18 protein-coding genes and 1 pseudogene are annotated in these 22,685 nt (G+C 69.0%); 7 read left to right on the top strand and 12 right to left on the bottom strand.

From position 1 onward, the window contains the following. Positions 1 to 750: 750 nt before the first annotated feature. Both AB0J46_RS28860 and AB0J46_RS28855 read right to left on the bottom strand, forming a co-directional pair. Complete coding sequence (locus AB0J46_RS28860; RefSeq protein ID WP_364337233.1) at positions 751 to 1,449, bottom strand: response regulator transcription factor; 699 nt, start codon at positions 1,447 to 1,449, stop codon at positions 751 to 753. Beyond that, a complete protein-coding gene (locus AB0J46_RS28855) occupies positions 1,446 to 2,705 on the bottom strand; it encodes a sensor histidine kinase (RefSeq protein WP_364337231.1) in 1,260 nt (419 codons plus the stop codon). The genes AB0J46_RS28860 and AB0J46_RS28855 overlap by 4 nt, the downstream gene beginning before the upstream one ends. A gap of 324 nt (positions 2,706 to 3,029) precedes the next feature. Here AB0J46_RS28855 and AB0J46_RS28850 point away from each other — a divergent pair, with 324 nt between their 5' ends. From AB0J46_RS28850 to AB0J46_RS28840, 3 genes are all read left to right on the top strand, one after another. Further along, on the top strand, positions 3,030 to 4,178 hold the full coding sequence (locus AB0J46_RS28850) for a monooxygenase (protein WP_364337229.1): 1,149 nt from the start codon (positions 3,030 to 3,032) through the stop codon (positions 4,176 to 4,178). 23 nt (positions 4,179 to 4,201) lie between these two features. Next, positions 4,202 to 5,140, top strand: a complete 939-nt coding sequence (locus AB0J46_RS28845; protein ID WP_364337227.1) for a Rieske 2Fe-2S domain-containing protein — start codon at positions 4,202 to 4,204, stop codon at positions 5,138 to 5,140. A 196-nt stretch (positions 5,141 to 5,336) separates the two neighbouring features. Beyond that, entirely contained in the window at positions 5,337 to 7,514 is a 2,178-nt protein-coding gene (locus tag AB0J46_RS28840) for an MMPL family transporter (protein WP_364337225.1), read from the top strand. Between the two features lie 41 nt (positions 7,515 to 7,555). Here the strand turns inward: AB0J46_RS28840 and AB0J46_RS28835 are convergent, their stop codons facing one another. The 8 genes and pseudogenes from AB0J46_RS28835 to AB0J46_RS28800 all read right to left on the bottom strand — a co-directional run. Next, complete coding sequence (locus tag AB0J46_RS28835) at positions 7,556 to 7,780, bottom strand: hypothetical protein (RefSeq protein WP_364337223.1); 225 nt, start codon at positions 7,778 to 7,780, stop codon at positions 7,556 to 7,558. A gap of 1 nt (position 7,781) precedes the next feature. Next, positions 7,782 to 7,952 carry a hypothetical protein gene (locus AB0J46_RS28830; RefSeq protein ID WP_364337220.1) on the bottom strand — a complete coding sequence of 57 codons (171 nt, stop codon included), beginning with the start codon at positions 7,950 to 7,952 and terminating at the stop codon, positions 7,782 to 7,784. A gap of 41 nt (positions 7,953 to 7,993) precedes the next feature. Then, positions 7,994 to 8,320 (bottom strand): hypothetical protein, encoded by a 327-nt coding sequence (locus AB0J46_RS28825; protein ID WP_364337218.1) that lies wholly within the window; start codon positions 8,318 to 8,320, stop codon positions 7,994 to 7,996. A 338-nt stretch (positions 8,321 to 8,658) separates the two neighbouring features. Further along, positions 8,659 to 12,678 carry a S8 family serine peptidase gene (locus AB0J46_RS28820; protein ID WP_364337217.1) on the bottom strand — a complete coding sequence of 1,340 codons (4,020 nt, stop codon included), beginning with the start codon at positions 12,676 to 12,678 and terminating at the stop codon, positions 8,659 to 8,661. Between the two features lie 101 nt (positions 12,679 to 12,779). Further along, on the bottom strand, positions 12,780 to 12,902 hold the full coding sequence (locus AB0J46_RS28815) for a hypothetical protein (RefSeq protein ID WP_364337215.1): 123 nt from the start codon (positions 12,900 to 12,902) through the stop codon (positions 12,780 to 12,782). A 59-nt stretch (positions 12,903 to 12,961) separates the two neighbouring features. Then, positions 12,962 to 15,865, bottom strand: coding sequence for an AAA family ATPase (locus tag AB0J46_RS28810; protein ID WP_364337213.1), 2,904 nt, complete (start codon positions 15,863 to 15,865; stop codon positions 12,962 to 12,964). Positions 15,866 to 16,642: 777 nt separating this feature from the next. After that, positions 16,643 to 17,440, bottom strand: a complete 798-nt coding sequence (locus tag AB0J46_RS28805; RefSeq protein ID WP_364337239.1) for an IS5 family transposase — start codon at positions 17,438 to 17,440, stop codon at positions 16,643 to 16,645. A 208-nt stretch (positions 17,441 to 17,648) separates the two neighbouring features. Next, positions 17,649 to 17,960 (bottom strand): annotated as a pseudogene (locus AB0J46_RS28800) (tyrosine-type recombinase/integrase); the annotation flags it as partial. 576 nt (positions 17,961 to 18,536) lie between these two features. Here AB0J46_RS28800 and AB0J46_RS28795 point away from each other — a divergent pair. Next, complete coding sequence (locus AB0J46_RS28795; protein WP_364337211.1) at positions 18,537 to 19,124, top strand: isochorismatase family protein; 588 nt, start codon at positions 18,537 to 18,539, stop codon at positions 19,122 to 19,124. A 246-nt stretch (positions 19,125 to 19,370) separates the two neighbouring features. Here the strand turns inward: AB0J46_RS28795 and AB0J46_RS28790 are convergent, their stop codons facing one another. Both AB0J46_RS28790 and AB0J46_RS28785 read right to left on the bottom strand, forming a co-directional pair. Continuing rightward, positions 19,371 to 19,733, bottom strand: a complete 363-nt coding sequence (locus tag AB0J46_RS28790) for a hypothetical protein (RefSeq protein ID WP_364337209.1) — start codon at positions 19,731 to 19,733, stop codon at positions 19,371 to 19,373. A 250-nt stretch (positions 19,734 to 19,983) separates the two neighbouring features. Further along, positions 19,984 to 20,331, bottom strand: coding sequence for a peptidase inhibitor family I36 protein (locus AB0J46_RS28785; RefSeq protein WP_364337207.1), 348 nt, complete (start codon positions 20,329 to 20,331; stop codon positions 19,984 to 19,986). A 196-nt stretch (positions 20,332 to 20,527) separates the two neighbouring features. Here AB0J46_RS28785 and AB0J46_RS28780 point away from each other — a divergent pair, with 196 nt between their 5' ends. From AB0J46_RS28780 to AB0J46_RS28770, 3 genes are read left to right on the top strand one after another with little or no spacing between them, the layout of a single operon-like run. After that, positions 20,528 to 21,022, top strand: coding sequence for a hypothetical protein (locus AB0J46_RS28780; RefSeq protein ID WP_364337205.1), 495 nt, complete (start codon positions 20,528 to 20,530; stop codon positions 21,020 to 21,022). Beyond that, on the top strand, positions 20,967 to 21,860 hold the full coding sequence (locus AB0J46_RS28775; RefSeq protein WP_364337203.1) for a DNA-processing protein DprA: 894 nt from the start codon (positions 20,967 to 20,969) through the stop codon (positions 21,858 to 21,860). The genes AB0J46_RS28780 and AB0J46_RS28775 overlap by 56 nt, the downstream gene beginning before the upstream one ends. Positions 21,861 to 21,862: 2 nt before the next feature. After that, on the top strand, positions 21,863 to 22,672 hold the full coding sequence (locus AB0J46_RS28770) for a phosphoribosyltransferase (RefSeq protein ID WP_364337201.1): 810 nt from the start codon (positions 21,863 to 21,865) through the stop codon (positions 22,670 to 22,672). The last annotated feature ends 13 nt before the right edge of the window (positions 22,673 to 22,685 follow it).

Below are 22,685 nucleotides of genomic sequence, written 5' to 3'. Positions count from 1 at the left end.
CAGCAGCCTGGGCTACCGTAGCCCCGCCGACTACGAGGCTGCCGCAGCAGCCTGAACACCACAACGATGGTGTCCGTCAAAGCGGAACAAGCTCACTCCATGGTTGGCCACCGCTCCTCCCGCCGGAAGGGTGGTGCCGCCCGTCAGCCGGTGGAGAGCCAGAGGCCGGCGGCCCCACGCGATGAACGCCGCAACCGCGAGACAGACCAGGTTCCCCACGACGAACGCGGATTCGCAACGGTCGTTTGCGGGACGGCTCCGCGACCCCGCGTCGTGATCCTGTTTCTGCACCAGCAGTGACCCACCATGTGCGGTAACGAGGGCTCGATCGTCCGCGATGCCCCGGCGAGCCTTGGTCGGCCACGTCTTGGTTGCCCGGTGATCGAGGGCAGAGGTGACCAAACGGCGCTTCTCTGCGATTTCGGTCGATTCCCCAGGCAGCCGGCTCTACCGTCGTCTTGGCTGCGGGTGAACGGTTCGAACGCCTGGTAGACGCGACCGTGACCGCTGGCCTTCGCCTTCATCGCCAGCCGGCCTTGACCCGCGCCCATGCCCTGCGGTCAACTCGCCGCGCCGCACCGATGTCGACGCTGACCTCGGCCCACGGCATGCCGCCGGTCTGGCTGGAACCGTTCCTGAGGCTGCACGCGACCGGTGCGGAGCCGTCCGCCCTCGAAGTGCTACGACGGTCAGGCCGCGGCCTTCGACAAGGACAGGATCTTCTACTCTCGGTCGCGGCGTGGCCGTGCCCTACATCGCAGGGCTGACCAGTCCTGTTTGGTAAGCGATGACGACCAGTTGGGCACGGTCGCGCGCAGCCAGTTTCGTCATCGCGCGGCTGACATGGGTGCGTGCGGTGGCCGGGCTGAGAAACAACGCGGCACCGATCTCGTCGTTGCTCAGGCCCTGTCCCACCAGGGCCAGCACTTCGCGCTCGCGCTGGGTCAGCACCGCGAGCCGGCCCTCTCCGGCCTGGGCGGCTCTTCGTCGCGCGGTGACCTGCGCGATGAGGCGTCGGGTGACCCGTGGTGCGAGCAGCGCGTCTCCGGCGGTGATCACCCGGATGGCATGCAGCAGCTCGGCCGGGCCGGCGTCTTTGAGCAGGAAGCCGCTGGCGCCGGCTTGCAGTGCCTCGAAGACGTACTCGTCGGTGTCGTAGGTGGTGAGGATGAGGACGCGGACCTGCTCCAACCCGTGCGTCTCGGCGATTTGGGCGGTGGCTTGGATGCCGTCCAGCTTCGGCATGCGGATGTCCATGAGGACGACGTCGGGGCGGGTGGCGCGGGCCCGCTCGACGGCTTCGGCGCCGTTGGTGGCTTCCCCCACCACAATGATGTCGTCCTCGAGGTCGAGCAGGACCTTGAACCCGGATCGCACCAGCCTCTCGTCATCGGCGAGCAGCACCTTGATCGGAGCGTTGGTCAAGCGTGAGACGGCCGCCGCGTTCATAGGCGCGCTCCGTTCGGCGCGAGGGGCAGCCGTGCCTTGACTTCGAACCCGCCGCCTGGAATCGGCCCGGCGTCGAGTTCTCCGCCCAGCAGCCGGCAGCGCTCGCGCATGCCGACGATCCCGCGGCCGGACGTGGCCGAGCTGCCCGTGCCGCTCGCATGCCGGCCCGCTGGGCGTGGATCCGCGGAGTCGTGATCTGTGGCGGTACGGCGGCCCTCGTCGGTCACACGGATCTCCAAGACCTCGACCCCGGGGTTCAGCGCCACCGTCACCCGAGTCGGACCGACGTGGCGGACCACGTTGGTGATCGATTCCTGAAGGATGCGGAAGGCGGCACTTCCCACCGCGCTCGGCAGCGGCACCGCGGGCGAGGTCTCCTTGACCTTGATGTCGAGTCCCGCCTCACGTGCCTTGGCGGCCAGTTCGTCGATCTGCCCCAGCCCGGGGTACGGCACGCGCCCGTTGCTGTTGTCGTCGCCGCCGTCGTCGCGGAGCACCCCGAGGATGGCCCGCATCTCCCGCAGCGCCCGGGAGCTGGTCTGCTCGATGACGCGCAGCGCCTCGCGCGCCACTTCCGGCCGCTTGTCGAGCACGTGCGCGGTGACACCGGACTGGACGTTGATGATCGCTATGGCGTGTGCGACGGTGTCGTGGACTTCACGGGCGATCCGGAGCCGTTCGGCGTCGACCCGTGCCCGCGCCTCCTCCTCGCGAGTCCGTTCAGCCAAATCGGCGCGCTCCTGAGCTTCGGCGGCGATGACCTGCCGGGACCGGAAGGACTCGCCGAGTGCCGCGCTCATGACCGACGCGCCGATGCGGAAGTACACCCAGCCGATGGCGACGCGTGGCTCGATGTCGGCCGCGGCGACCAGCCAGCCGATGGCCAGTACCGAGGTGCCCACGCCGGCGATCACCAGCGACCGGCGCCCGTCGCCAAAGGCGGCGAGGGTGTACAGGGCGACCACGAGCGCGAGCGCACTGGGCCCGTCCGGGAAGTCGAGGCCGTAGTACACCAAGCTGGTGAGCGCGGTGGTGACGAACACCGGCACCGGCCACCGACGGCGGAAGGCGATGACCACGCCACTCACGATCAGCAGGACATATCCCAGGTGTCCGAGGTCGGCAAGAGGACGCTGTACCACCTCGTCGGCATTGCGGACGATCGTGCCCTGAACCTGCATCACCGTGATGAGCAGCGCGAGCAACGCCTCCTGCGCAGGCAGCGGCAGGCGCAGCGACACCACGCGAGGTTTCATGCCGTGATCCTACGGTTCCCGCACGTGAGAACACTCCGCCCACAAGCGCGACCGCCTACGACGACGGACGTAGCCGGGCACGAGGGCGTCTACGTAGAACTGCGTAGACGCTGCCGTCCGCCGTCGGAGGCGGCGGACGCTCGGCAACGCGACGATGGAATCCACGCAAGACCTACGAACACCTCCATGAGCAGCCTGTCAGCCGGATGCCGTCGCCGAGCAGGCGAAGGTCATGGATCCGGACGACTCGAAGGCGCCAGGAATCTCCGGGAAACACCCCAGACGCGAGAGGTCATCATGAGGAAACGGATGAAGCACCGGCGAATGATCGCCCTGGCAGCGTGTTCGCTGACCATGGCGACGGGTCTCACCGCCTGTGCGTCGGACTCCGCGGATTCTGCGGCGGACGCCCCGCACGTCGGCCATGGCGCCTCCTCTCCCGTGGCATCGCAGCCGTTGCGAACCGGCGAACGGTTCCTCAACCTGACCATGCCGGAGTCCTATACGCCGTCCGCTCCCAACGGCGGCACCGACGACTACCGGTGCCTGCTGGTCGATCCACACGTGACCAAGCCGATGTTCCTGACCGGAGCCCTGTTCCAGCCCCAGAACGCGAAGCTCGTGCACCACGCCGTCGTCCAGGTGATCGGCCCCGAGGCCGCGACACCGGCGCACGCCAAGGACGCCGAGACGCCGGGCCCGGGCTGGACCTGTTTCGGCGACACCGGGCTGGGCCGGGTGGCGGGGACCTACGCCAGCGCCTGGACCCCCAACGGCACGGAGAGCGTCCTCAAGCAGGACGTCGGCTTCCCCGTCAAGCCCGGCAGCCTGATAGTCGTTCAGGCGCATTACAACCTGCTGGCCACCAACGGCCGCCCGGGCGAAACGGACCGGCCCAGCGTCCGGTTGCGACTGACCGACGGCACATCGGCCACCGAACCGCTCCGCACGCTGCCCCTGCAGGCGCCGATCGAACTGCCCTGTGCCAGTGGTGAGTCCGGTGCGCTGTGCGACCGCGCCGCGTCGGTCGCGGATGTCACCAAGCGCTTCGGTGACAGAGTCGGGGGAATCGCGCAGCAGCTGCTGGAACTCTGCGGCAACGGCAAGCCGGTGCCCGGCAACACCCAGCACTGCGACCATCCGGTACGACAGCCCATGACGGTGTACGCGGCGTTGGGACACATGCACATGCTCGGGCGCTCGATCAAGGTCGAACTCAACCCCGGCACCGCGCGGGCTCAGACCTTGCTCGACGTCCCCGAATTCGACTTCGACAACCAGAAAACCCAGCCGTTGCCCGACCCTGTCGACGTCAAGCCAGGAGACACGCTGCGGGTCACTTGCAGCCACGACGCCACCCTGCGGCGGCAAGTGCCGTCGCTGAGCAAGCTCCCGCCGCGATACGTGGTCTGGGGCGACGGCTCAAGCGACGAAATGTGCACCGGCTTCATGATCACCTCAGCCACCGAATGACCACGATGCGCGGGGATTCCCCGATGCGGTCACCGCTCTGGGCGCTGCTGCCGCTGCGCGCCTTTCTCGGCGGCACCCTCGTGTACGCCGGTGTTTCCAAGCTCTTCGACACGCACTACTTGGACGAAACCGCACCGCTCGGCGTCCACTCCCAGATGCTGCAGGCCGCCGAGACCTCCCCGATCGGAACACTGCTGTCGCTGGCCGCCGACCACTGGGTCGTCACAGGCCTGACGATCGCCTTCGGGGAGATCGCGGTCGGACTCGGTACCGTCCTCGGACTGTTCCCCCGGCTCGCCGCTCTCGGCGGCGTCCTCCTGTCGGTCGGCTTCTTCCTGACGGCGAGCTGGACGACCCGTCCCTACTATTACGGTGCCGACATTGTTTTCGCTTTCGCATGGACCCCGCTGCTGATGATGGGCGACGCCGGGGTGTTGTCGTTGACCGCCTGGCTGCGTGCGAAAGTGCGTCACAAGCTCGGGCTGCCGATGCGCAGCACGCCGGACGAAAGTGCGGCCGTACAGAACGACGTCAAGCGACGTACCGCGCTTCGGGGCGGTCTGATCGCGACGACGACGGCCGCTGTCGGTGTGGCCGCGGGGAGCGCGCTGGCACTCGCACGGCGCCCCGCCGGCTCGCCGGGGGACTCAGCAAGCCCTGGGGCGGGGAGCGGGCCGATGATCGCTGCCGCCGCCGACATCGCCGTCGGATCGTCGAAGAGCTTCACCGCGCCAAGCGGGGCACCCGCCTATCTCCTGCACCCGGCCCCGGACCTGTTCCTGGCGTTCAATGCCAGGTGCACCCATCAGGGCTGCCCGGTCTCCTACGTCGGTCCTGGGTTTCGCTGCCCTTGCCACGGCTCCACCTTCGATGGGAACGGACAGGTGACCGGAGGGCCGGCGCGCGCACCGCTGATCGAGATCCCGGTGAAGGTGATCGACGGTCAGGTCAAGGTCTCCTGATCCAGCGTGCCACGAGAGCACATCGGGCGAAGGGCCGCCCACCGACGAGACAGCTCCGGCCCTGGCGACACCTGATCACTCGCCCTGCTCAGGTGTCACCACCTGCCCGAGCACGCCGACCGAACTCAGGAAAAGGGATGACCTGCGAATTCAGGCTGGAATCTGCCCCATTCACAAAACGACTTGAGGAGAAGAATTGAGAGCCGAGACTTCCCGTACCGATGGAGCGCTGGGGAGGCTGGCCCGGTTCTGTTATCGGCGCCGCCGTCTGGTGCTGCTCACCTGGATCGTCGGTGTGATCGCCGTGGCATTGGTCGGCTTCGGATACGGCGCAGCCCCCGACAACGACTTCTCCGGCGGAAACTCCGAATCCGCCAAGGCGCAGGAACTGATCGAGCGGCATTTCCCCGAGCAGCAAGGCGACACGCTGACCCTCGCGATCAAGGCGGAGAAGGGAATCGATGATCCCACCGCCCGGCAGAAGATCGAGAAGGTCCTCGCCGGGCTCGCCGACTCTCCGGTCTCCGGGCCGATGACGTCGCCGTATGACGACAAGAACCTGGTGACGGCGGACCGTCGGATCGCCCGTACGACCATCCCGCTGAGCGACAAGGAGGTGGACAAGACCGAGGTCAAGCCCCTGGTGGACATGGTCAAGGCGGCCTCCGACGGCGACGTCACGCTTGCCCTGAGCGGGTACATGGCGGAGAAGGCCGAGACGCCCCCGCAGGGCCCGGCCGAGAGCGTCGGCCTCTTGGCGGCAGCGGTGATCTTGTTCATCGCCTTCGGCTCGCTGGTGGCCATGGGCTTGCCGATCGTGACCGCCCTCCTGGCGATCGTGGCCGGCCTCGCGCTGATGAAGCTGGTCGGGTACCTGGTTCCCGGGCCCGATTTCACGTTGGCCTTCGGCGCGATGATCGGACTCGGTGTCGGCATCGACTACGCCCTGTTCATCGTGACCCGGTACAAGGACAGCCTGAAGGATGGCGATGACCCCGAGAGCGCCACGATCAAGGCCATCACCACGGCCGGTCACGCGGTGCTGTTCGCCGGCGTCACCGTCGTGATCGCGTTGCTCGGCCTGGCCGTCATGGGACAGCGGTTGATGACCGGGGTGGCCGTCGCCACGTCGGTGATCGTGCTGGTGACGATGATCGCCGCGGTGACCCTGCTGCCCGCGTTCCTGGGCTTCACCGGCTACAAGATCAACTCACTGCGCCTGCCCCGTCGCACACCCCGCGGGAACCGGTCCGTCACCGATCCGTCCCAGCAGCGACGTACCCCTGCCGAGCGCTGGGCCGGCACGGTCCAGCGCAGGCCGGTGATCGCCGCGACGCTGGCCGGCGCGGCGCTGCTGGTGCTGGCCGCACCCACGCTGTCCATGCGGCTGAGCCAGCCTGACGCCAGCGTCCAGCCTCACGACAGGAGCAGCCACACCTCCTACAAGATCCTCTCCGAAGGCTTCGGCCCCGGCTACAGCGCACCGCTGATCTTCACCACGAAGGTCGACTCCACCGACGCCGACCTGAGTCCCGTCGTCGAAACGATCCGCAACACCGACGGCATCGCCTACGCCACGCCAGCCCGGGTCAGCAAGGACGGGCAGGCCGCCACCTTCATCGCCTTCCCTGAGACCGGGTATCAGGACGAGGCGACCGCGAACCTGGTGCACAAGCTCCGCGACAACGTGCTGCCCAATGCGCCCGGCGGCCGATCAGTGCTCATCGGAGGCCCGAACGCCGCCACCATCGACCTCGCCGAGGAGTCCGGCTCCCGCCTGCCCCTGATGATCGCAGTCGTCATCGCGATCTCCATGGTGCTGCTGATCGCGCTGGTCCGGTCGATCACGATCGCGCTGCAGGCCGCCGTGATGAACCTGCTGTCCATCGGCGCCGCCTACGGCGTGATCGTCGCGGTCGTCCAGTGGGGATGGCTCGGCCCCGCCCTCGGCTTCCCCGCCGCCATGCCGGTCACGACCTGGGTCCCGATGATGATGTTCCCGGTCCTGTTCGGCCTGTCGATGGACTACCAGGTCTTCCTGATCTCACGGGTCCGTGAGGAGTACGAGCGAACCGGCGACACCCGCACAGCGGTTGCCCGAGGGCTGGCGGGGACCGCCAAGGTCATCACAGCTGCGGCCGCAATCATGGTCGCCGTCTTCACCACCTCGCTGCTCGGGCCTGACATCGCCGTCAAACAGGGCGGCCTGGGGATGGCCGTCGCCGTACTCATCGACGCCACCATCGTCCGGATGGTCCTCGTCCCGGCAGTCATGGAGCTGTGCGGCAAGGCCAACTGGTGGATGCCCACCCGCCGTAAGTCGAAGCCGGCCCGGGCCACACAGGCCGAGCTCGAAGAACAAGCCCGGGTCTGACCCCCGTCACCGAGTCCCGCTCGAACATGTGAGGGTCGGGCTCACGCGGTGACCCTGCTGTTGCGAACCTTGCCGGGAAGATCCGAATCGGCCACGGCAGCGCGGTTGCCCAACTCCGCCATGATCTGGACGCAGGCCCTCGTCGCCTCGTCGACGCGGGGCATCTGCTGAACTTGGCGCGGCACGCCGACGGCGGCCCTGACCGGCAGTTGGGCCATCACATGGCGGAGCGGGAGATGTTGCTGCGCAACCTGGGCTACCAACAAGTCAATCCCGCCTTTGGTCGTCGCGGTGCAATCGGTCGCGAACCGAAAGAACCAGGCTCGTGATGAGAAGGGTCACCGACACCAGTACGAGAGCGAACGTGCCCGGTGGGACGTCCGGCAGTGTGGAGAAGATGAACGCCGCCGTCACGAAACAGAGCACCGCCGCCGCCATGCCCAGCGCCTTTGTAAGAGGCCGAAGTCGTCCGCCGGGCTTCATTGGGATCCCCAGGTGACGACTGGATCGCCCTGATGCGGCACGCCTCGATACACGTACGGCGGGGTGACGGTGACCTTGATCCAGATGCCGTGGTTGTTCCTGTTGAGGTAGCCCAGCGCGCCGCCAGCCAATCCGGCTATGACCCCTGCCACGGTGCAGATTGCCGACAGCGGCAGCCCGATCACAGTTGCCGCGGTAGACAAGGCGCAGACGCCGGCCGCTCCTCCCACCGCGAGCAGCATTCCCGCGATCAACCATGTGTCGGCGTTGTTGAGGGAGAACGTGCAGATGGAGTTGTCCTTGTTGCATTGCTTACCGACCACGCCGTCTTCAACAAGGCGACCTTCACCGGCACCGCCTAGTTCACCGGGGCGTCGGGGCTGGAGGCGGCGGACGGGGGCAGATGCTCGCCTCCCACGGCACCGCACGATAGTCGGACTGGTGAAGGGGTGTGCGCTGGGCAGGCCTGTACTTTGTAGATTTTCCTGGCGGTTGGGTCACACTCAGGAGGAGGGCCCCTGCAAGGGGGCCTGCCGCAGTACTCGGGAAGGATCGGGCGGATACGGCCATTCACCCAGCGTCATCCCGGCGCCGGCGATCCCGCCCTTGATCCAAGAGCCCGGCCGGACGGCGGGAGTCCGGCCGGGCGATGGTCAGGTGGTCACTTGCGTAGGTTGAAGGCTCGGATGGTGGTCTGCTTGAGGGTGTTGCCCGCCTTGTCCCAGGCTTCGACCTTGAGAGTCACCGCGCCCTTGGTGGCACCGAGGGCGGGGTAGCGGGCCGTGGCGGTGTAAGTGCCGTCCTTGTCGCGCTTGACGGGGACGGGGGTGTAGGTGGTGCCGTCGTCGGTGCTGGCCCACAACCTCAGGCCGGCGATGTCCGGCATCTTCGACAGGGACGGAGCGTGGTAGGGGGCGACGGTGAAGGTGTGTGACCGCCCGGCGCGCACGCTGTTGGTGACGTCCAGGGTGTCGCCCAGGTCGTAGCTGACGAACACGACCGGGGCCGGCTTGCAGGGCTTCGCCGTGCCGTACAGCACATCGAGCGAGCAGAAGGAGCCGGGCAGGCGCTGAGCCGTCACCGGGGTGTTGAAGACCCACTCGACGTCGTGCCGGTCGTTCTTGGCGGTCAGCCGGTAGCTGCCGGAGTCCTTCGGCAGGGCGAAGACCGGCAGGATGGTGGAGCCGCTGACCGAGGCGCGCGGGATCTCCTTGCCGTCCCGGTAGAGGCGGACGTCGAAGCCCGGCTTGGACAGGTCGGGCGTCGGCCAGTAGTCGCCGTTGTGCTTCCTGCTGCCGGGCGAGCCGTAGCTGGGCTCGAACTCCGCCCACAGCTTGTCGCCCTGCACGCACATCAGGCAGCGCAGGTGCGCGCCGAGGTTGGCGCCCGGCTTGGCGAGCTCGTAGACCTTGTCCGAGCCGGTCGCGACGCCGGGCGTGAACGGCGCGGTCATCCACGACTGCCGGACGCGGACCGGTTCGTCGAACATCTCCAGGGCCCACTGCGGGATCCGGGCGTCCGTCGGCCCGCCGCGCTGCTCTTCCATGCCGTGCGACCACAGGAGGCCGGAGTCGAGCGGCCCGACCCAGTCCTGGCGTTCCTGCAGGGTGAGCCGGGGGCCGCCCCACCCGCTGAGCCCGGTCGACAGCGGGATGACGTCGTCGGCCTTCTGCGCGTAACGCCAGTCGTTGTAGCGGTTGGGGGCGACGACGTGGGTGTCCAGGTCGATCCTGGCCAGGTCGCGCTCGCGGAAGGTGTAGTGCAGTGAGCGGGACACCCGGCCCTCTTCGTAGGGGGCGAAGGTGTAGCTGTAGGGCGTCTCCTCGGTACCGGTCACCCGGACGGTGACCTGCCTGCCGCCCGCGAGCCGGTCGCGCAGGCCGAGGGCTTCGCGGGAGGGCAGGGACACCGTCGGGATGCCGATCGGCTTGGCCTGTCCGGTGAACGGGGTCTGCGTGAAGCTCAGCGGGATCGCGCATCCCGTCCCGGGCTTGGGGAAGTGCGCGATGGCGGCAGCGCCGGCGTCGCGGATCGGGCCGATCCGCTCGATCTGGACTCCGCACGCGTCGCCGAACGTGTTCTGCGACATCGGCGCCTCCAGCAGGACGAGCTTGCCGCGCAGGTCGCGGCCGGCGAGCTCCTCGGGCCTGCCCTCCCCGACGTCCACGAGCTCCAGGTCATGGGTGCCGGTGAAGGGCCGGAAGTCGGGGAAGCCGTCGCTCTGCTCGTGCACCCCGAAGGTGTTGTAGCCGTGCAGCGCCGAGGCCGGGCTCAAGGGGAGCCGGTCCCGCCCGCGCACGCTCATGGCGACCTCGGCCTTGCCGAGGGTGAAGCGGGTGTGGAAGCGGAAGGAGCCCTTGGTGACCTTCTCCGTGGGCAGCGCCCACACCCGGGTCCATGAGTCCTTGGGCCACATGAACCCCATGAAGGGGGTTCCGTCGACCGTTGTCCGCTGGTAGGCCAGGTAGGGGAAGTTGCTCAACGGCTCGGCCGGCTGCGGGGTGGTGAAGCGGATCTCCGCCAGCTTCCTGGCGTCGAGCGTGATCTCGGTGTCCCCGGTGACGGTGAACTCCGGCACGGACAGCACCGCCAGGTTGCCCCGGTCGTCGTCGCCGACCCACTCGATGAGCTGCGTCACGCTGATGACGCTCTGCGGCACGCGGACGACCGTGGTGCCCTCGGCGATCAGGCCGACCCCGCCGATGAAGCCCTTGCCGCCGGTGATGTCGATGGTGTCCTGGGCCCACGGGCTGCGCGGCTTGCCGTCGCGGCCCAGGGTGTGGATCGTCAGGGTGGCCTTGGGCACCTCGCGGACGACGCCCACGGCGGTACGCAACTGGACGCCCTCGGCGGTCGCGGTGACGACGCCGGTGTAGTTGTCCAGGTCGGGCAGCGCCTTGGGATCGACGGTGGCGGCAGTGGCGGCGGTGCCTCCGGCGGGGACGGTGAGGCTTGTCGCGGCGATGCTCAGCCCGCTCTCCACCGCCCGGCCGTCCGACCTGCGTAGTTCGGCGGTGAGCTTCAGGGTGACCGGCTCGCTGCCCCCGTTGGTGTAGGTCAGCTCCCTGGTGATGGGCTCGGCGCCGCTCTCGACCGCGCCGAAGTCGATCCCTCCGGTGGTGGCGAAGACCCGCTGGGCGTACGCCCTGGCCACGTCGACGCGGCCGGCGCCCTGCTTGTACACGCTGAGCGCGTCGTCCTTCGCGGTCGACATGAGTGCTGCCTTGATCTGCGGGCCCGTCCAGTCCGGGTGCAGCTGTGCCATGATCGCGGCGGCTCCGGCGACGTGCGGGGTGGCCATGGAGGTGCCGTTCGCGGCCGTGTAGTGCTCGTCGATCGGGCTCCCCATGCTGGTGCCGGCGGCGCGCGCCGCGGTGATGGCCACGCCCGGGGCGGCGATGTCCGGCTTGAGACCGCCGCCGACGCGCGGTCCCTGGCTGGAGAAGGCCGCCCACGCGTCGCTCTTGTCCACGGCGGCCACGGTCAGCGCGGCGTCGGCCGTGCCGGGGGTGGCGACCGTCTCGGCGCCCGCCGCGCCCGTGTTGCCCGCGGCGATCACGAACAGGGTGCCTGAGGACGCGCTGAGCGTGTCGACCGCCTGGCTCATCGGGTCGGTGCCGTCGGTGGCCCCGCCGCCGAGGCTCATGCTGATCACCTTGGCGCCGGAGGCCGCGGCCCACTCCATGCCCTCGATGATCTGGGAGTCGCTGCCTGTCCCCTCATCGGACAGCACCTTGCCGACGATCAGCCGGACGCCGGGTGCGACGCCCTTGTGCCTGCCGCCGTCCGCCGCGCCGGAGCCGGCAATGGTGGAGGCGACGTGGGTGCCGTGGCCGTGGCCGTCCCGCACCTGCTGGCCGGGGATGAAGGACTTGCTGTCGGTGATCCGGCCGGCCAGGTCGGGGTGTGCCGCGTCGACGCCGGTGTCGAGGACGGCGACCTTCACACCGGCGCCGTCGTGGCCGCCGGCCCACGCCTGCGGAGCGCCGATCATCGGGACGCTCTCGGCGAGGTCGGCCTTGACCTTGCCGTCCAGCCACACCTTGGCGATGCCGCCGCGCAGGGTGTCCGGCACGTTGGCCAGACCGACGATCCCGTTGGCGTCCTTGGTGTCGGGTACGGCTCGCACCGCGTTCCAGAACGCGCCCGCCTCGGCCTTGGTGACCTGGATCGCCGAGGCGTTCACGCTTTCCAGCGTGAGAACGGGCTCGCTGGCCGGGATGGCCGCGGCCGCCGAGGCGACGGCCTGGTCGGTGTGCCGTTCTGGGTACTGCACGATGACGGGCAGCTGCTTGGACTTGTCGTCGGCGTAGCCGTTCTCGGCCAGATAGGTGACGTTGAACAGCTCCCGGTCCAGGCGGCCGGAGTTGATGGCGGGCACGGCGTCGCCCGGGGTGACGTACACGCCCTTGGGGGTGGCGAGCGCGGACAGCCGGGCGGTGGTGCCGTCGGGGCGGGCGTGCGCCTCCGGGCGCACGGTGTACTTGCCGCCGCCCGCGTCGCCGAGCCGTACCCGGTCGCCGGTGATCAGGGTGATCGTATGGTCGCCCGGGCCCAGCCCGGTCAGCGCGACCGGGCCGGTGACCTGACCCGGCGTGTGACCCGGCGTGGGAGCGGGTTCCTCGGCGAGGGCGGGGGTGCCGGGCACCGTGAGGGCGCCGAGCGCCAGAGCCGAGACCACGAGCAGTGCACTCGTGCGGCGTGGCCTGAGGGAGGGGGGATCATGCGGTGATCTGCGTGGGAACATGCGGAACTGCCCTTTCGGGTGCAGAGGGGGGAAGATCAGACGGGCTCGAACCCTTCGGGGGCGTCGTCAAGGGGTTCGATGACCGGCTTCTCCGGCGGTCCTTCCCGCGCTGGGACGGCGTCGCCCTGTTCGCCGTCGGTGGAGTCGGTTTCGGACATGCCATAAGCCTCGTGCGCACCGCCGGTGAGGACTATGGGTAGGGCACCCCATTCGCGGCTCACGGACGGGGTGGGTCACTACGGGGGTGCTCCAGGCCGAGGTGCGCGCCGAGGGCGGCGCGGGAGCGGAGCCCGAGCTTGCGCAACGCGGCGCCGAGGTGCTTCTCCACCGTTCTGGGGGAGACGAACAGCTGCTGGCCGATCTCCCGGTTGGTCAGGCCCGCGGCGGCCATGTCGGCTATTTCGCGTTCCCGGGGAGACAGGTCCGCACCGTAACCCTGCGGGCCGCCGGGAAAGCGGCCCTTGACCGTCACGCCGTGCCTGCGGGCGAGCTGCGCGGCACGGTCGAGATCCCATCGGGCGGACAGGTCCCGGAACGTCGCCATCGCCTCCCGCAGCGGCTCTCCCGCTCCGGCGCACCCGGCGGCGAACAGGCGCCCGGCCGCCAGCTCGCGCGCCTGGGCCGCCTCGTACGGCGCGCCCAGCAGGTCGTAACCGGCTGCCGCCGCGCGGAAGTCCGCCGCCGCGGCCTCGTCCCCGGTCGTGAGATGAGCGCGTGCGTGGGCCAGCGCCGGGGCGGCCATCGGCGCGTCGAGGTCGCCGAGCCGTGCCGACTGCCGGGCCACCAGCGCGAGCGCCTCCTCCTGCCGGTCGGCGGCCGCCATCGCCTCGGCGAGCGCGGGCAGCGCGCGCACCGCCAGCGGCCAGAGCCCCTTGATCTCCCACACGGCGACCGCCGCCTCGGTCGCCGCGAGCGCGGCCCCGGCCTCGCCGTTCGCCGTGGACAGCCGCAGGAACCCGGCCACCGACAGCGGAAGCAGCTCATAGGCGCCCATGACCAGGGCGTTGCCGGCGACGTCGGGGAGCTCACGCCGGGCGGTGTCGAGCTCGCCGCGCGCCAGCGCCAGGCAGGCCGCGACGGTCTCGGCGCCGAGACGGTCGAACGGGCGGCCGCCGTACTCCTCGAGCAGGAGCGCGGTCTCCTCCTCCAGGCCGTCCCACCGGCCTTGGCAGCAGGCCAGCAAGAGCGCGACCAGGCGGCAGCGCGCCAGCGGCTCGCGTGAGGACTCCTCGCCGGCCGCCTCCCGCATCGCTGCGGTCAGCAGGGTGGCGGCGACTTCGTAGTTCCCCGCGAGACAGGCGTTCTCGGCGATGGATCGGTAGGCGCCCACCTCCTGCCGGTGCCGTGGCCGGCCGCCGGTCCTGCGGCGCACCTCCCTGGTCAGTTCCAGCCAGCGGGGGTCGCCGTACCCGCCCAGCGAGGTCGCGATCTTGCCGAGGATGAACACCTCCTCGACCGGGTTGCCGATCGCCGGCACCACCGCCAGCGCCCGCTCCAGCCACACGATGTGCTCGGCCAGCGGCACCCGGGCGTCCATCGGCCGGCCGAGCGCCGCCATCACCCATGCCGCGAGCTCGGGCTGGCCGGCGAGGTCGTCGACGGCGGCGGTGAAGGCGCGGCGCTGCGCGCCGGGGTCCTCGCCAAGTCTTTCCTGGAGCAATCCGATGAGAAAGTGCAGCTGGCCGCGTAGCGGGCCCGGTTGCTCCGACTCCAGCGCCTGCGACAGCAGGTCGATGACCTTCGGCGGGCGCAGCACCTGCGGGGCGGCCCATCCCAGCCGTACCGCCAGGCGGCTTCGGCGTTCCGGGTCGAGGGGCGCGTGGCGCAGGACGTCCTCCAGGATGCGGACGGCCTCGGCGTCGTCGCCGAGTTGCGAGGCCTGTTCCGCTGCCTGTTCGGCGGCCTCCACCCAGTCGGCCAGCCGTCCGGCCTGGCGCAGGTGGTGGGCCTCCTGGCCGAGCGGCACCGGCTTCAGTGCCCGTACGGCCGCGGCGGCCCGCGCGTGCAGCTCCTGTCGCCGGCCGAGCGGGATCGCCCCGTACACCGCCTGGGCGGTGAGCACGTGCCGGAACGCCACCGTTCCGGCCTGCTCGACCAGCAGGCCGGAGACCAGCAGCTCGTCCGCCCCCGCCACGGTGTCGGCCCTGGTCAGCCTGCTCACTGAGGCCAGTTCCGCCAGCCGCACCGGCACGTGCAGCACCGCCGCCGCCTCCGCGACGACCCGCGCGACCTCGGGCAGCCGTGCCACCCGTTCACGCACCGAGTCGCGTACGCCCGGCGGCACGTCGAGCTCGGCCACCGCCTTGCGCGCCCACCGCCCGCTGCGCAGCCTGATCAGCGCGCCGCGCGCCCGCAGCAGCGCCATCAACTCCTGGATGGCCAGCGGAAGCCCCGACGAAAGCTCATACAGATGCGCGCCGAAGTCCGCGGTGACGCCCGCCTCGCCCAGTATCGCCGCGGCCATCGCGCCGGTCTGCGCGGCGTCCAGGGCCTTCAACAGGATGTGATCGTGGAAGACCGGGTCCGCGGGACGCCCGGTCACCTCCAGGACCGAGCCGCCCGCCTCCTCCCCCCGGTAGGCGAGCACGAGCGACATCTCCGGCAGCGGGACCGCCAGCGCGTAGGCGAGGAATTCGATCGTCTGCTCGTCGGCCCAGTGCAGATCCTCCACCACCAGGACAACGGGGCCGAGCGCCCGCAGCACCTCGGCCAGGCCGCGGAACAGCTGGTGACGTTCGGCGGCCCGGTCGTCCAGGGGCTTCAGCGCAGGCGGCAGCACGGATGCCAGCTCGGGCAGCAGAGCGCGCAACGCGCCCGCGACCGGCGACAGTTCGGCGCGCGCCAGCGCGTCGCCGGTGCCGCGCAGCGCCTCGATCACGGGGCCCAGGGGGAACGGTTCCCGGATACGCCGGGCACCGCCGCGCAGCAGCAGCCTGCCGGCCATCACAGGCAGCGCCGCCAGCTCGGCCAACAGCCTGCTCTTGCCGATACCGGCCTCGCCTTCGAGCACGACCACCGCGGGCGGCCGGCTCACCGCCGCGACCAGGCGGCGAAGCTCCTCCTCGCGTCCGATCAGGATCGGGGAGATCACCCGTCCCGCGGCCTTGTCGCCGTCCGCCATCGAGACCGCCTCCGCTCACCTGGTCCGTGCCTTGCGTGATGAATCACCGCAGTTGCGATCATTCATACAGCAAGCGCCCATGAAGGCTCATGTGCCCCTGGCGAACGTCCCGGGCACAACCGTCCCTTCTCTGACCACGCCTCACCAAAATGGACAGAGCTAGCGACCATGGTCGCCCATTGGGGGCCCCTCAGGTCCTGCGCCCAGCCGTACCTCGCCGAGCTGTTGCTCCAGATGCTGCTGGACGCCGTCCTGGTCTTCTCTCACCTTGTCCCCCACCTGCGTAGCCGACAGCCGATCGATGTGCACACGCGGCTTTGCTGGCTCACAGCGCAGGTGGCCGGTTTCGAGGCCATGCTCCAGATCAAGGGGTGGCAGCCGGGATGTCGAAGCGATGGTCGCTGACGAGCGCGGGCACGGTGGTCATCACCTCCGGCACCCGGCGGACCAGAGCTGGTGCCTCGGGCATTTGACGCGGCGGGCGCGAGCCGGCGAGGTGGTGGCGCGCGGGCCAGGTGGCAGGTGCGCGGGCTCGGTGTCGGCGACGACCGCGTCGGCCGGGACCTGACGTCGGGGCGTCGAGGCGCTGGTTGACCGGTCACATGTTGGACGCGATGAAGCCGGTGACCCAGCAGATATGCCTCTGGCCTGCATAGACAACAGGGCTGAAGTCTGGCCCCTCAGCCCCGAGGCCTCTGCATGAGCCAAGGTGAGAGGCATATCCGTTGGATCCTGCGCCATTATTACGGAGCGAGTGTTTGAGATCGGCGGTCTTCGTTAGTCGCAGACGATTCTGGCTTGTCGCCGAGCGGGGCCCGTGCGGGTGAGACGGCGGGCCATACCGGCGATGGCAGCCCAGCAGATGACGGCCTCGGAGACCTTCGGGTCTCGTTCGTAGTCGCGGGCCAGACGGCGACAGGCAGTCAGCCAAGCCAGCGTCCTCTCCACCACCCAACGCCGTGCGATGACGCTGAAGCCTCGCTGATCAGCGGGCTTGCGGACGATCTCCAACGTTGTACGCAGGGTGTCGCGGACCCAGTCCACCAACCGGCCGGCAAACCCCTGGTCGGCGAAGACGTGCCGGATCGGGGTCGTCAGATACGCCGACAGCAAGGCGGTCTTGGCACCGTCACCGTCCTGCCGGCTCGCCGCCATCACCGCGACGGTGACCAGCAGGCCGGTGGTGTCGGTGATGATGAACCGCTTGCGGCCGTTGACCTTCTTACCGGCGTCATAGCCGCGGCTGTCACGCCCGACGGTGTCGGCGCCCTTGACGCTCTGGGAGTCGATGATGCCGGCGGACGGCTCGTCGTCGCGGCCGTCCTGGCGGCGGGCCTTGATGCGCAGCTCGCGCAGCAGGGCCTCGGTCACGCCGGCCTGCTCCCACTGCTGGAAGTACCAGTACACGGTCTGCCAGGGAGGCAGGTCAGTGGGCAGATACCGCCATGGGCAGCCGGAACGGACCATGTACAGGATGGCGTTGACGATCTCCCGGCGCGGGTGCTTCTCTGGACGGCCGCCGCTGTTGGGCTCGGGAAGCAGAGGCGTGATGAGGTCCCATTGGGCGTCGGTCAGGTCTGAGGGTTGCGCTGCGGGGGCATTCGGCCACCTTGGCCGCCCACGAGCTGGCCGTCATGCTGCCACGCCGTGCATAAACGATCTTCTGAAACACGCTCTGAACTGATGCGATGGGGCCGGAATGCAATCCGTAGCAATACAAAACGACACCCGGCGACAGCAAGCGACATGAACCAAGGATTCTCATAATCCGTGGGTCGTGGGTTCAAGTCCCACCCGCCCTACTCACCAACACCGTATCCGACCTGGGGTTCCTCGGATCTCCCGTCTTGCTGTTGGTCATGGTCGGCGGTAGATCATTCAGGCCGGTGTCGCGGGTGAAGGCGGACGAGACGTGCCCAAGCGTCTCCTGCACGGCCTTCGGATCAACTCCGGCAGCGAGCGTGATCGACGCGGCCCCGTGGCGCAGGTCATGCAGCCGCACCGGCGGCAACCCCGCCTGGAAGGACAGCAGAGAGAAATGATCGCTGACCTGCTGCGGATGCAGTAGTCGACCGATCTCGTCGGTGAAGACGAACCCGCTGTCCGTCCACGTCTCCCCCCGGCCAGCCGCTCAGCCGCCTGCCGTTTGCGGTGCGTGCGCAGCGCGGCGCGGCGACGGTGTCCTCATCCAACGCGACGGTGCGGCCACTGGCCTCGGTCTTCGGCTTGCCCTGCACCGGCTCCCGTTCGCCTTCCTCGCCCAGGCGGCCGGCCATCGACTGTTCGCGCTGTACCGGTTGATCGCCCTTCGCGGGCTACGCCGAGGCAGGCGGTCGGACTGCGATGGAAGGAGGTCGACGATGGAAGGAGGTCGACCTGTCTGCCGGAATGGCCGCATGCCCTCATCGTCGATCAGCGCCAGCACGTACAGGCTCTTGCAGAAACGGTCACAGGCTACGGCCAGGACCCCGCCTCCTGCCGCCGGACAGGAACAACACATATAGTGATGCACTATAAGCAGTTTGTAACCATGGGTCAGATGCGGCCTCATCCGGAGCGGTGAGCCGCGTTGCCGTGCGTGTCTCCGGTCGGCATACATCCAGGGAGTGATGTGCCCGCCCGCCGGAAGGGCGCCCGCAGGAGAGCAACACATACAGAAAGGGGATCATCCGTGAATCGTGCACTGATCGTCGTCGATGTGCAGAAGGACTTCTGCGAGGGCGGCAAGGTTCCGGTGAAGGGTGGCGCGGATCGGGCCGCCGCCATCACCGAGCTGGTCCGGCGCGCCGATGGGCAGTACGCCTTCGTCGTCGCCACCCGCGACCACCACATCGATCCGGGCGCGCACTTCTCCGACAACCCCGACTTCCAGAACTCGTTCCCCGTGCATTGCGTCGTCGGTAGTGAGGGAGGCGAGTTCCATCCGGAGTTCGCGCCCGCCGTCGCCTCCGGACACGTCGACGAGGTGTTCTACAAGGGCGCTCACTCCGCCTCCAAGAGCGGTTTCGAGGGCTTGACCGAGGAAGGCGAGACGCTGTCTGCCTGGCTGAAGGCCCGTGATGTCACCGACCTCGATGTCGTGGGCATCGCGACCGACCACTGCGTGAAGGCCACCGCGCTGGACGGAGCGCGCGCGGGCTTCACGGTTCAGGTCCTGCTCGACTACACCGCCGGCGTCGCCGCCGACACCACACGCACCGCGTTGGACGAGTTGCGCCGGGCCGGCGTCGCGCTGAGCGGCGAACCCGTCGTCGCCTGAGCACGCCGGCCCGGCGTGCTCGTCGGCGGCTTGCGGATCCAGTTCACGCAGGAGTACTGCCACGCGGGCGGGGACGGCCACAGGTCGATTGGCGATCATCCGGAGTCGAGCCGCTCGCACCGACTCCGCGGACGATATGAGTGACCCGTGGCCATCGCCGCGACCAGGCACAGCATCATGTCGGCAGTGGACTGCCCCTCCGAGTGGTGAAGGCCACGGCGTCAGCCGGTCACATGAGTCGCATGGTCAATCACACGGTCCGCGTCGAGCGGCGCGGACGACGAAGCCGAAGTCGTCGGCGACCTGGCCAGGGGCGAGCTCTTGGCGGGCACCGCCGTAGCCGAACCAGTTGTAGAAGCACCAGGGGTCGTCGCTGTGGTTGGCCGCCCGGACGATGGGCGGGATGATGTCGGCCTCGTCGTCGTAGAGGACCCTGAGGTTGTCGTCCACGTCGTAGGCGCAGATGCCCAGCACGGGCGGGCAGGCGAGGTCGGCTGCGGCTGGTTGAGCGGACGCGGCGGCCGGTTGTGCGATGCCGGCGGCCAGCACGAGGGTCAGGGCGCCGGCCAAGGGCGCGAAGGTGGCCGCAGTACGGCGGGCGATGTTCAAGGCGGATGACCTCCTCAGGTCATGAGGGAAGGCGTTCACCCCTGCAAGGGGGGCGGAACGGACAGCGGGACCTCGGCGCGCCGGTGCGAGCAACAGCGTCGCGCCGGTAGGGAGTCAGGGCGCGGCAGCGGGTGGGTCGGCGGGCCGGCGGTGTGGGCAGCGGCGCGTTCGCGCGCCAGAGAATCAGGTGACCTCAGTTCGCGCGACCCAGCGCGTGGCGTCAGGCCGCGTCCCTTGGCCGGATGGCGGGTCACCGCCAAGCGGCGATGGGAGGATCGAGGAAGGGAGTGTTCTCACCGGCCGGGATGAACCCGACAGGCCGGTTGGAGCAGTCGGGGTCGAGGTACAGCAGTCGGGAGAATCGGGTGTTGTTGACGGCCGATTCCGCATGCCCCTCGGGCGTGGCAATACACGGACGCGAGCCGGAGACGGGGCGGACGACCTGCCGCTCGCCTTCGAATTCGGGCTCGGTCCAGAAGCAGACCGCATCGTCGGGACAGCGCGGGTCGGCAGCGTGAAGGGCGCGGGCTGCGGCGGGCGCGGCGATGGCGAGGGTGGCGCCGGCGGTCAGGACCGCAAGCAGGGCGAGGGGACGCATGGGGGTCTCCTGTCGGTGGTGGGACTCCGCTATCTCATTACCCTCACTCTCTGTGCTCTTGAACATACTCATAGTGACGAATCTGTTGCCGTGACTCCGCGGAGCGGGAGGTGATGGCCTGGTCGCTCATGCCGGTCGCGATCACCGGCGGGCTGCACGAGCGGGCCTGCCGCTCGCGGCGCTCGGCACCATCTTGATGGCCTTCTGGCCCGCCGCGGCGCGCCGCCTGTGGCCGGCGGTGCTGTTCGTCGCCACCATCGCACTGGTCGCCGTGCCACTGTCGATCACCAGCGGCGAGACGCCGGCCCACACCGTCGGGGAGAACGAACTCATCGAAGCCCACGAGGAGCAGGGCGAGCAGGTGCTGCCGTTCGTCATCGTGCTCTGGCTCGCCGCGCTGGGCCACGTAGCCTCGCAGAACCGGACCATCCGGCATGGTTCTGGTGGATCACCCACCGGTATGCCGCACATCTCGGCGTTGTCAAAGCCCCAACCGGCATCGTCTCCTCCGGCGATTGCGGCGTGCCGTCTGGCGAAGCTCGGCATCATGGGCGCCCACGCCACGCATCCTGTCGCCGCAAATGTCGGTGTCAGAGCGTACGTTCACAGAATCCGCGTTCGAGATGGTGATGAGCATGACCACGATCGACGAGCAGGCCGCAGTCCTGGCCCTTACAAAAGCCACCCATGACCAGCCCTGGCACCACACCGCCCGTGCCATCGCCGCCATCGGCAGCGCCCGGAAACTTCTCGCCGGCGAACTCGACGGCCTTCAGGACAACGACAGAGCACACGCCATCGCCATCAGAGGCATGGTCCGGCACGACGACCTGAACCAGGCGCGCGAGCTCCTCGCCTCCATGAGCTCCCGCAGCGTCCGCCTCGTCACCGTGCTGGACGACACCTATCCCGGCAATATGTTCTGGACGAACAACTATCAGCCGTTCCTGTGGGTCCGGGGCCACATCGCCCGGGGAGATCATCGCACGGTCGCCGTCGTCGGAGAACATGACCGCGAGCACGCCGCCACCACCGCCCGCATTCTCTCAGCAGCAGGATTGACCATAGTCGCAGCGCTCCACACCGAACTCGGCATGACCGTCCAGGAGAACGCCGCCCTTGCCGGTGGACGGACGCTAGGAGTTCTGGACAGAGGCATCGATCAGCAACCAGGCCAGTACGCGACTGTCGCCCGACAGACAGACGAGCACGCCGCCCTGATCTCGCAGTTCTGGCCCGGAACCGCCCCCACCGACCGGACGGCAGCCCTCACTCCGATCGTGACCTGCGGATTGGCAGCGATCGTCTACGTCGTCGACGGACGGGACGACGGCTTCAGCCGGCGACATGTCACGAACGCCTTGAAGACCGGCAAGCCTGTCTTCGTGTCCCAGCAGCTTCACGAAGAACAACCATGGGTCGCCCAGGCGGCCTCCAGGGGAGGCATCACTGCCGTCCAGGACATTGACGACTTCTGCCAGCAGGCGGTCAATCTCGTAGATATGGACTCCCAACCCACCATGTTCTGACCATGGACCGCGCCAGGGCGGTAACCGACCCCGTCATCCCGCTGTTCAGGAACGTTCCGGCGGTGCGCTCAGGGGTGTGCCGGATCTGTCACACCGGGCCCAACGACAGGCCCGATGGCGAGCCGTACGAAATCTGCTCGAGTTGCGCTCGCACCGTGAACGGGTTTCGCCGGCATGCGGAGCCCGTGGTGTCGATCTCGCTGGCTGTCGAAGAAGGCGATGACAATGGGCTGTTCAGGCTCATGGCTCGCAAAGAAGCCGTCCCCGCCGGAAAGAGCCGGCTGAGGCCGGAGACTTTGATGGCGGCTACCTTGTCCCGCTTCTACGACGCTCACGAGGCCTGCCTCACCCAGGTGGCCGGCGGACCCTTCACCATGGTCACCACCATTCCGAGCACCCGGGTCAATCGGCCCATCGAAGCGTTCCACATCATGCCTCGAGTCATCGGCATGATCGGCGCACTACGAGCCCGCTACAAGCCGGTTCTCCTGCCGAACGACAGGTACGCACCGGTGCTTGCGGGACGCGACTCCCACCCGGAAGCCTTCCAGATGATGGGAACGCCGGACGGCGCTCAGGCGCTGCGCGGCGAACGCGTGCTGCTGGTGGACGATCTGTTCGTGTCCGGCGCCCACATGCAGAGCGCTGCGTACACGCTGTTCAAGGCAGGAGCAGAGGAGGTGGTCGCGCTCGCCCTCCTCCGGTTGATCGTTCCCAGTGCCTGGCACAAGAACAGGATGAGCATCTGGCAAGAGGCCGGCGACCAGCCGTTCTCCTTCGACCGCTGCTGCCTGTGCGCTTCCACAAGGTGACCAGCGACCCAAG

The organism is Nonomuraea sp. NPDC049758 (assembly GCF_040674635.1).
Taxonomy (GTDB): Bacteria; Actinomycetota; Actinomycetes; order Streptosporangiales; family Streptosporangiaceae; genus Nonomuraea.
Note: the sequence above shows the minus strand (reverse complement) of the source record. Positions and strands in the feature narration are given on the sequence as shown.

What these genes read in the sequence shown, in the direction of transcription:
- AB0J46_RS28860 (WP_364337233.1), bottom strand. Translation starts at nt 1,449, where the DNA reads ATGAACGCGGCGGCCGTCTCACGCTTGACCAACGCTCCGATCAAGGTG.
- AB0J46_RS28855 (WP_364337231.1), bottom strand. Translation starts at nt 2,705, where the DNA reads ATGAAACCTCGCGTGGTGTCGCTGCGCCTGCCGCTGCCTGCGCAGGAG.
- AB0J46_RS28850 (WP_364337229.1), top strand. Translation starts at nt 3,030, where the DNA reads ATGATCGCCCTGGCAGCGTGTTCGCTGACCATGGCGACGGGTCTCACC.
- AB0J46_RS28845 (WP_364337227.1), top strand. Translation starts at nt 4,202, where the DNA reads ATGCGGTCACCGCTCTGGGCGCTGCTGCCGCTGCGCGCCTTTCTCGGC.
- AB0J46_RS28830 (WP_364337220.1), bottom strand. Translation starts at nt 7,952, where the DNA reads ATGGCGGCGGCGGTGCTCTGTTTCGTGACGGCGGCGTTCATCTTCTCC.
- AB0J46_RS28815 (WP_364337215.1), bottom strand. Translation starts at nt 12,902, where the DNA reads ATGTCCGAAACCGACTCCACCGACGGCGAACAGGGCGACGCCGTCCCA.
- AB0J46_RS28810 (WP_364337213.1), bottom strand. Translation starts at nt 15,865, where the DNA reads ATGGCGGACGGCGACAAGGCCGCGGGACGGGTGATCTCCCCGATCCTG.
- AB0J46_RS28785 (WP_364337207.1), bottom strand. Translation starts at nt 20,331, where the DNA reads ATGCGTCCCCTCGCCCTGCTTGCGGTCCTGACCGCCGGCGCCACCCTC.
- AB0J46_RS28780 (WP_364337205.1), top strand. Translation starts at nt 20,528, where the DNA reads ATGGCCTTCTGGCCCGCCGCGGCGCGCCGCCTGTGGCCGGCGGTGCTG.
- AB0J46_RS28775 (WP_364337203.1), top strand. Translation starts at nt 20,967, where the DNA reads ATGACCACGATCGACGAGCAGGCCGCAGTCCTGGCCCTTACAAAAGCC.
- AB0J46_RS28770 (WP_364337201.1), top strand. Translation starts at nt 21,863, where the DNA reads ATGGACCGCGCCAGGGCGGTAACCGACCCCGTCATCCCGCTGTTCAGG.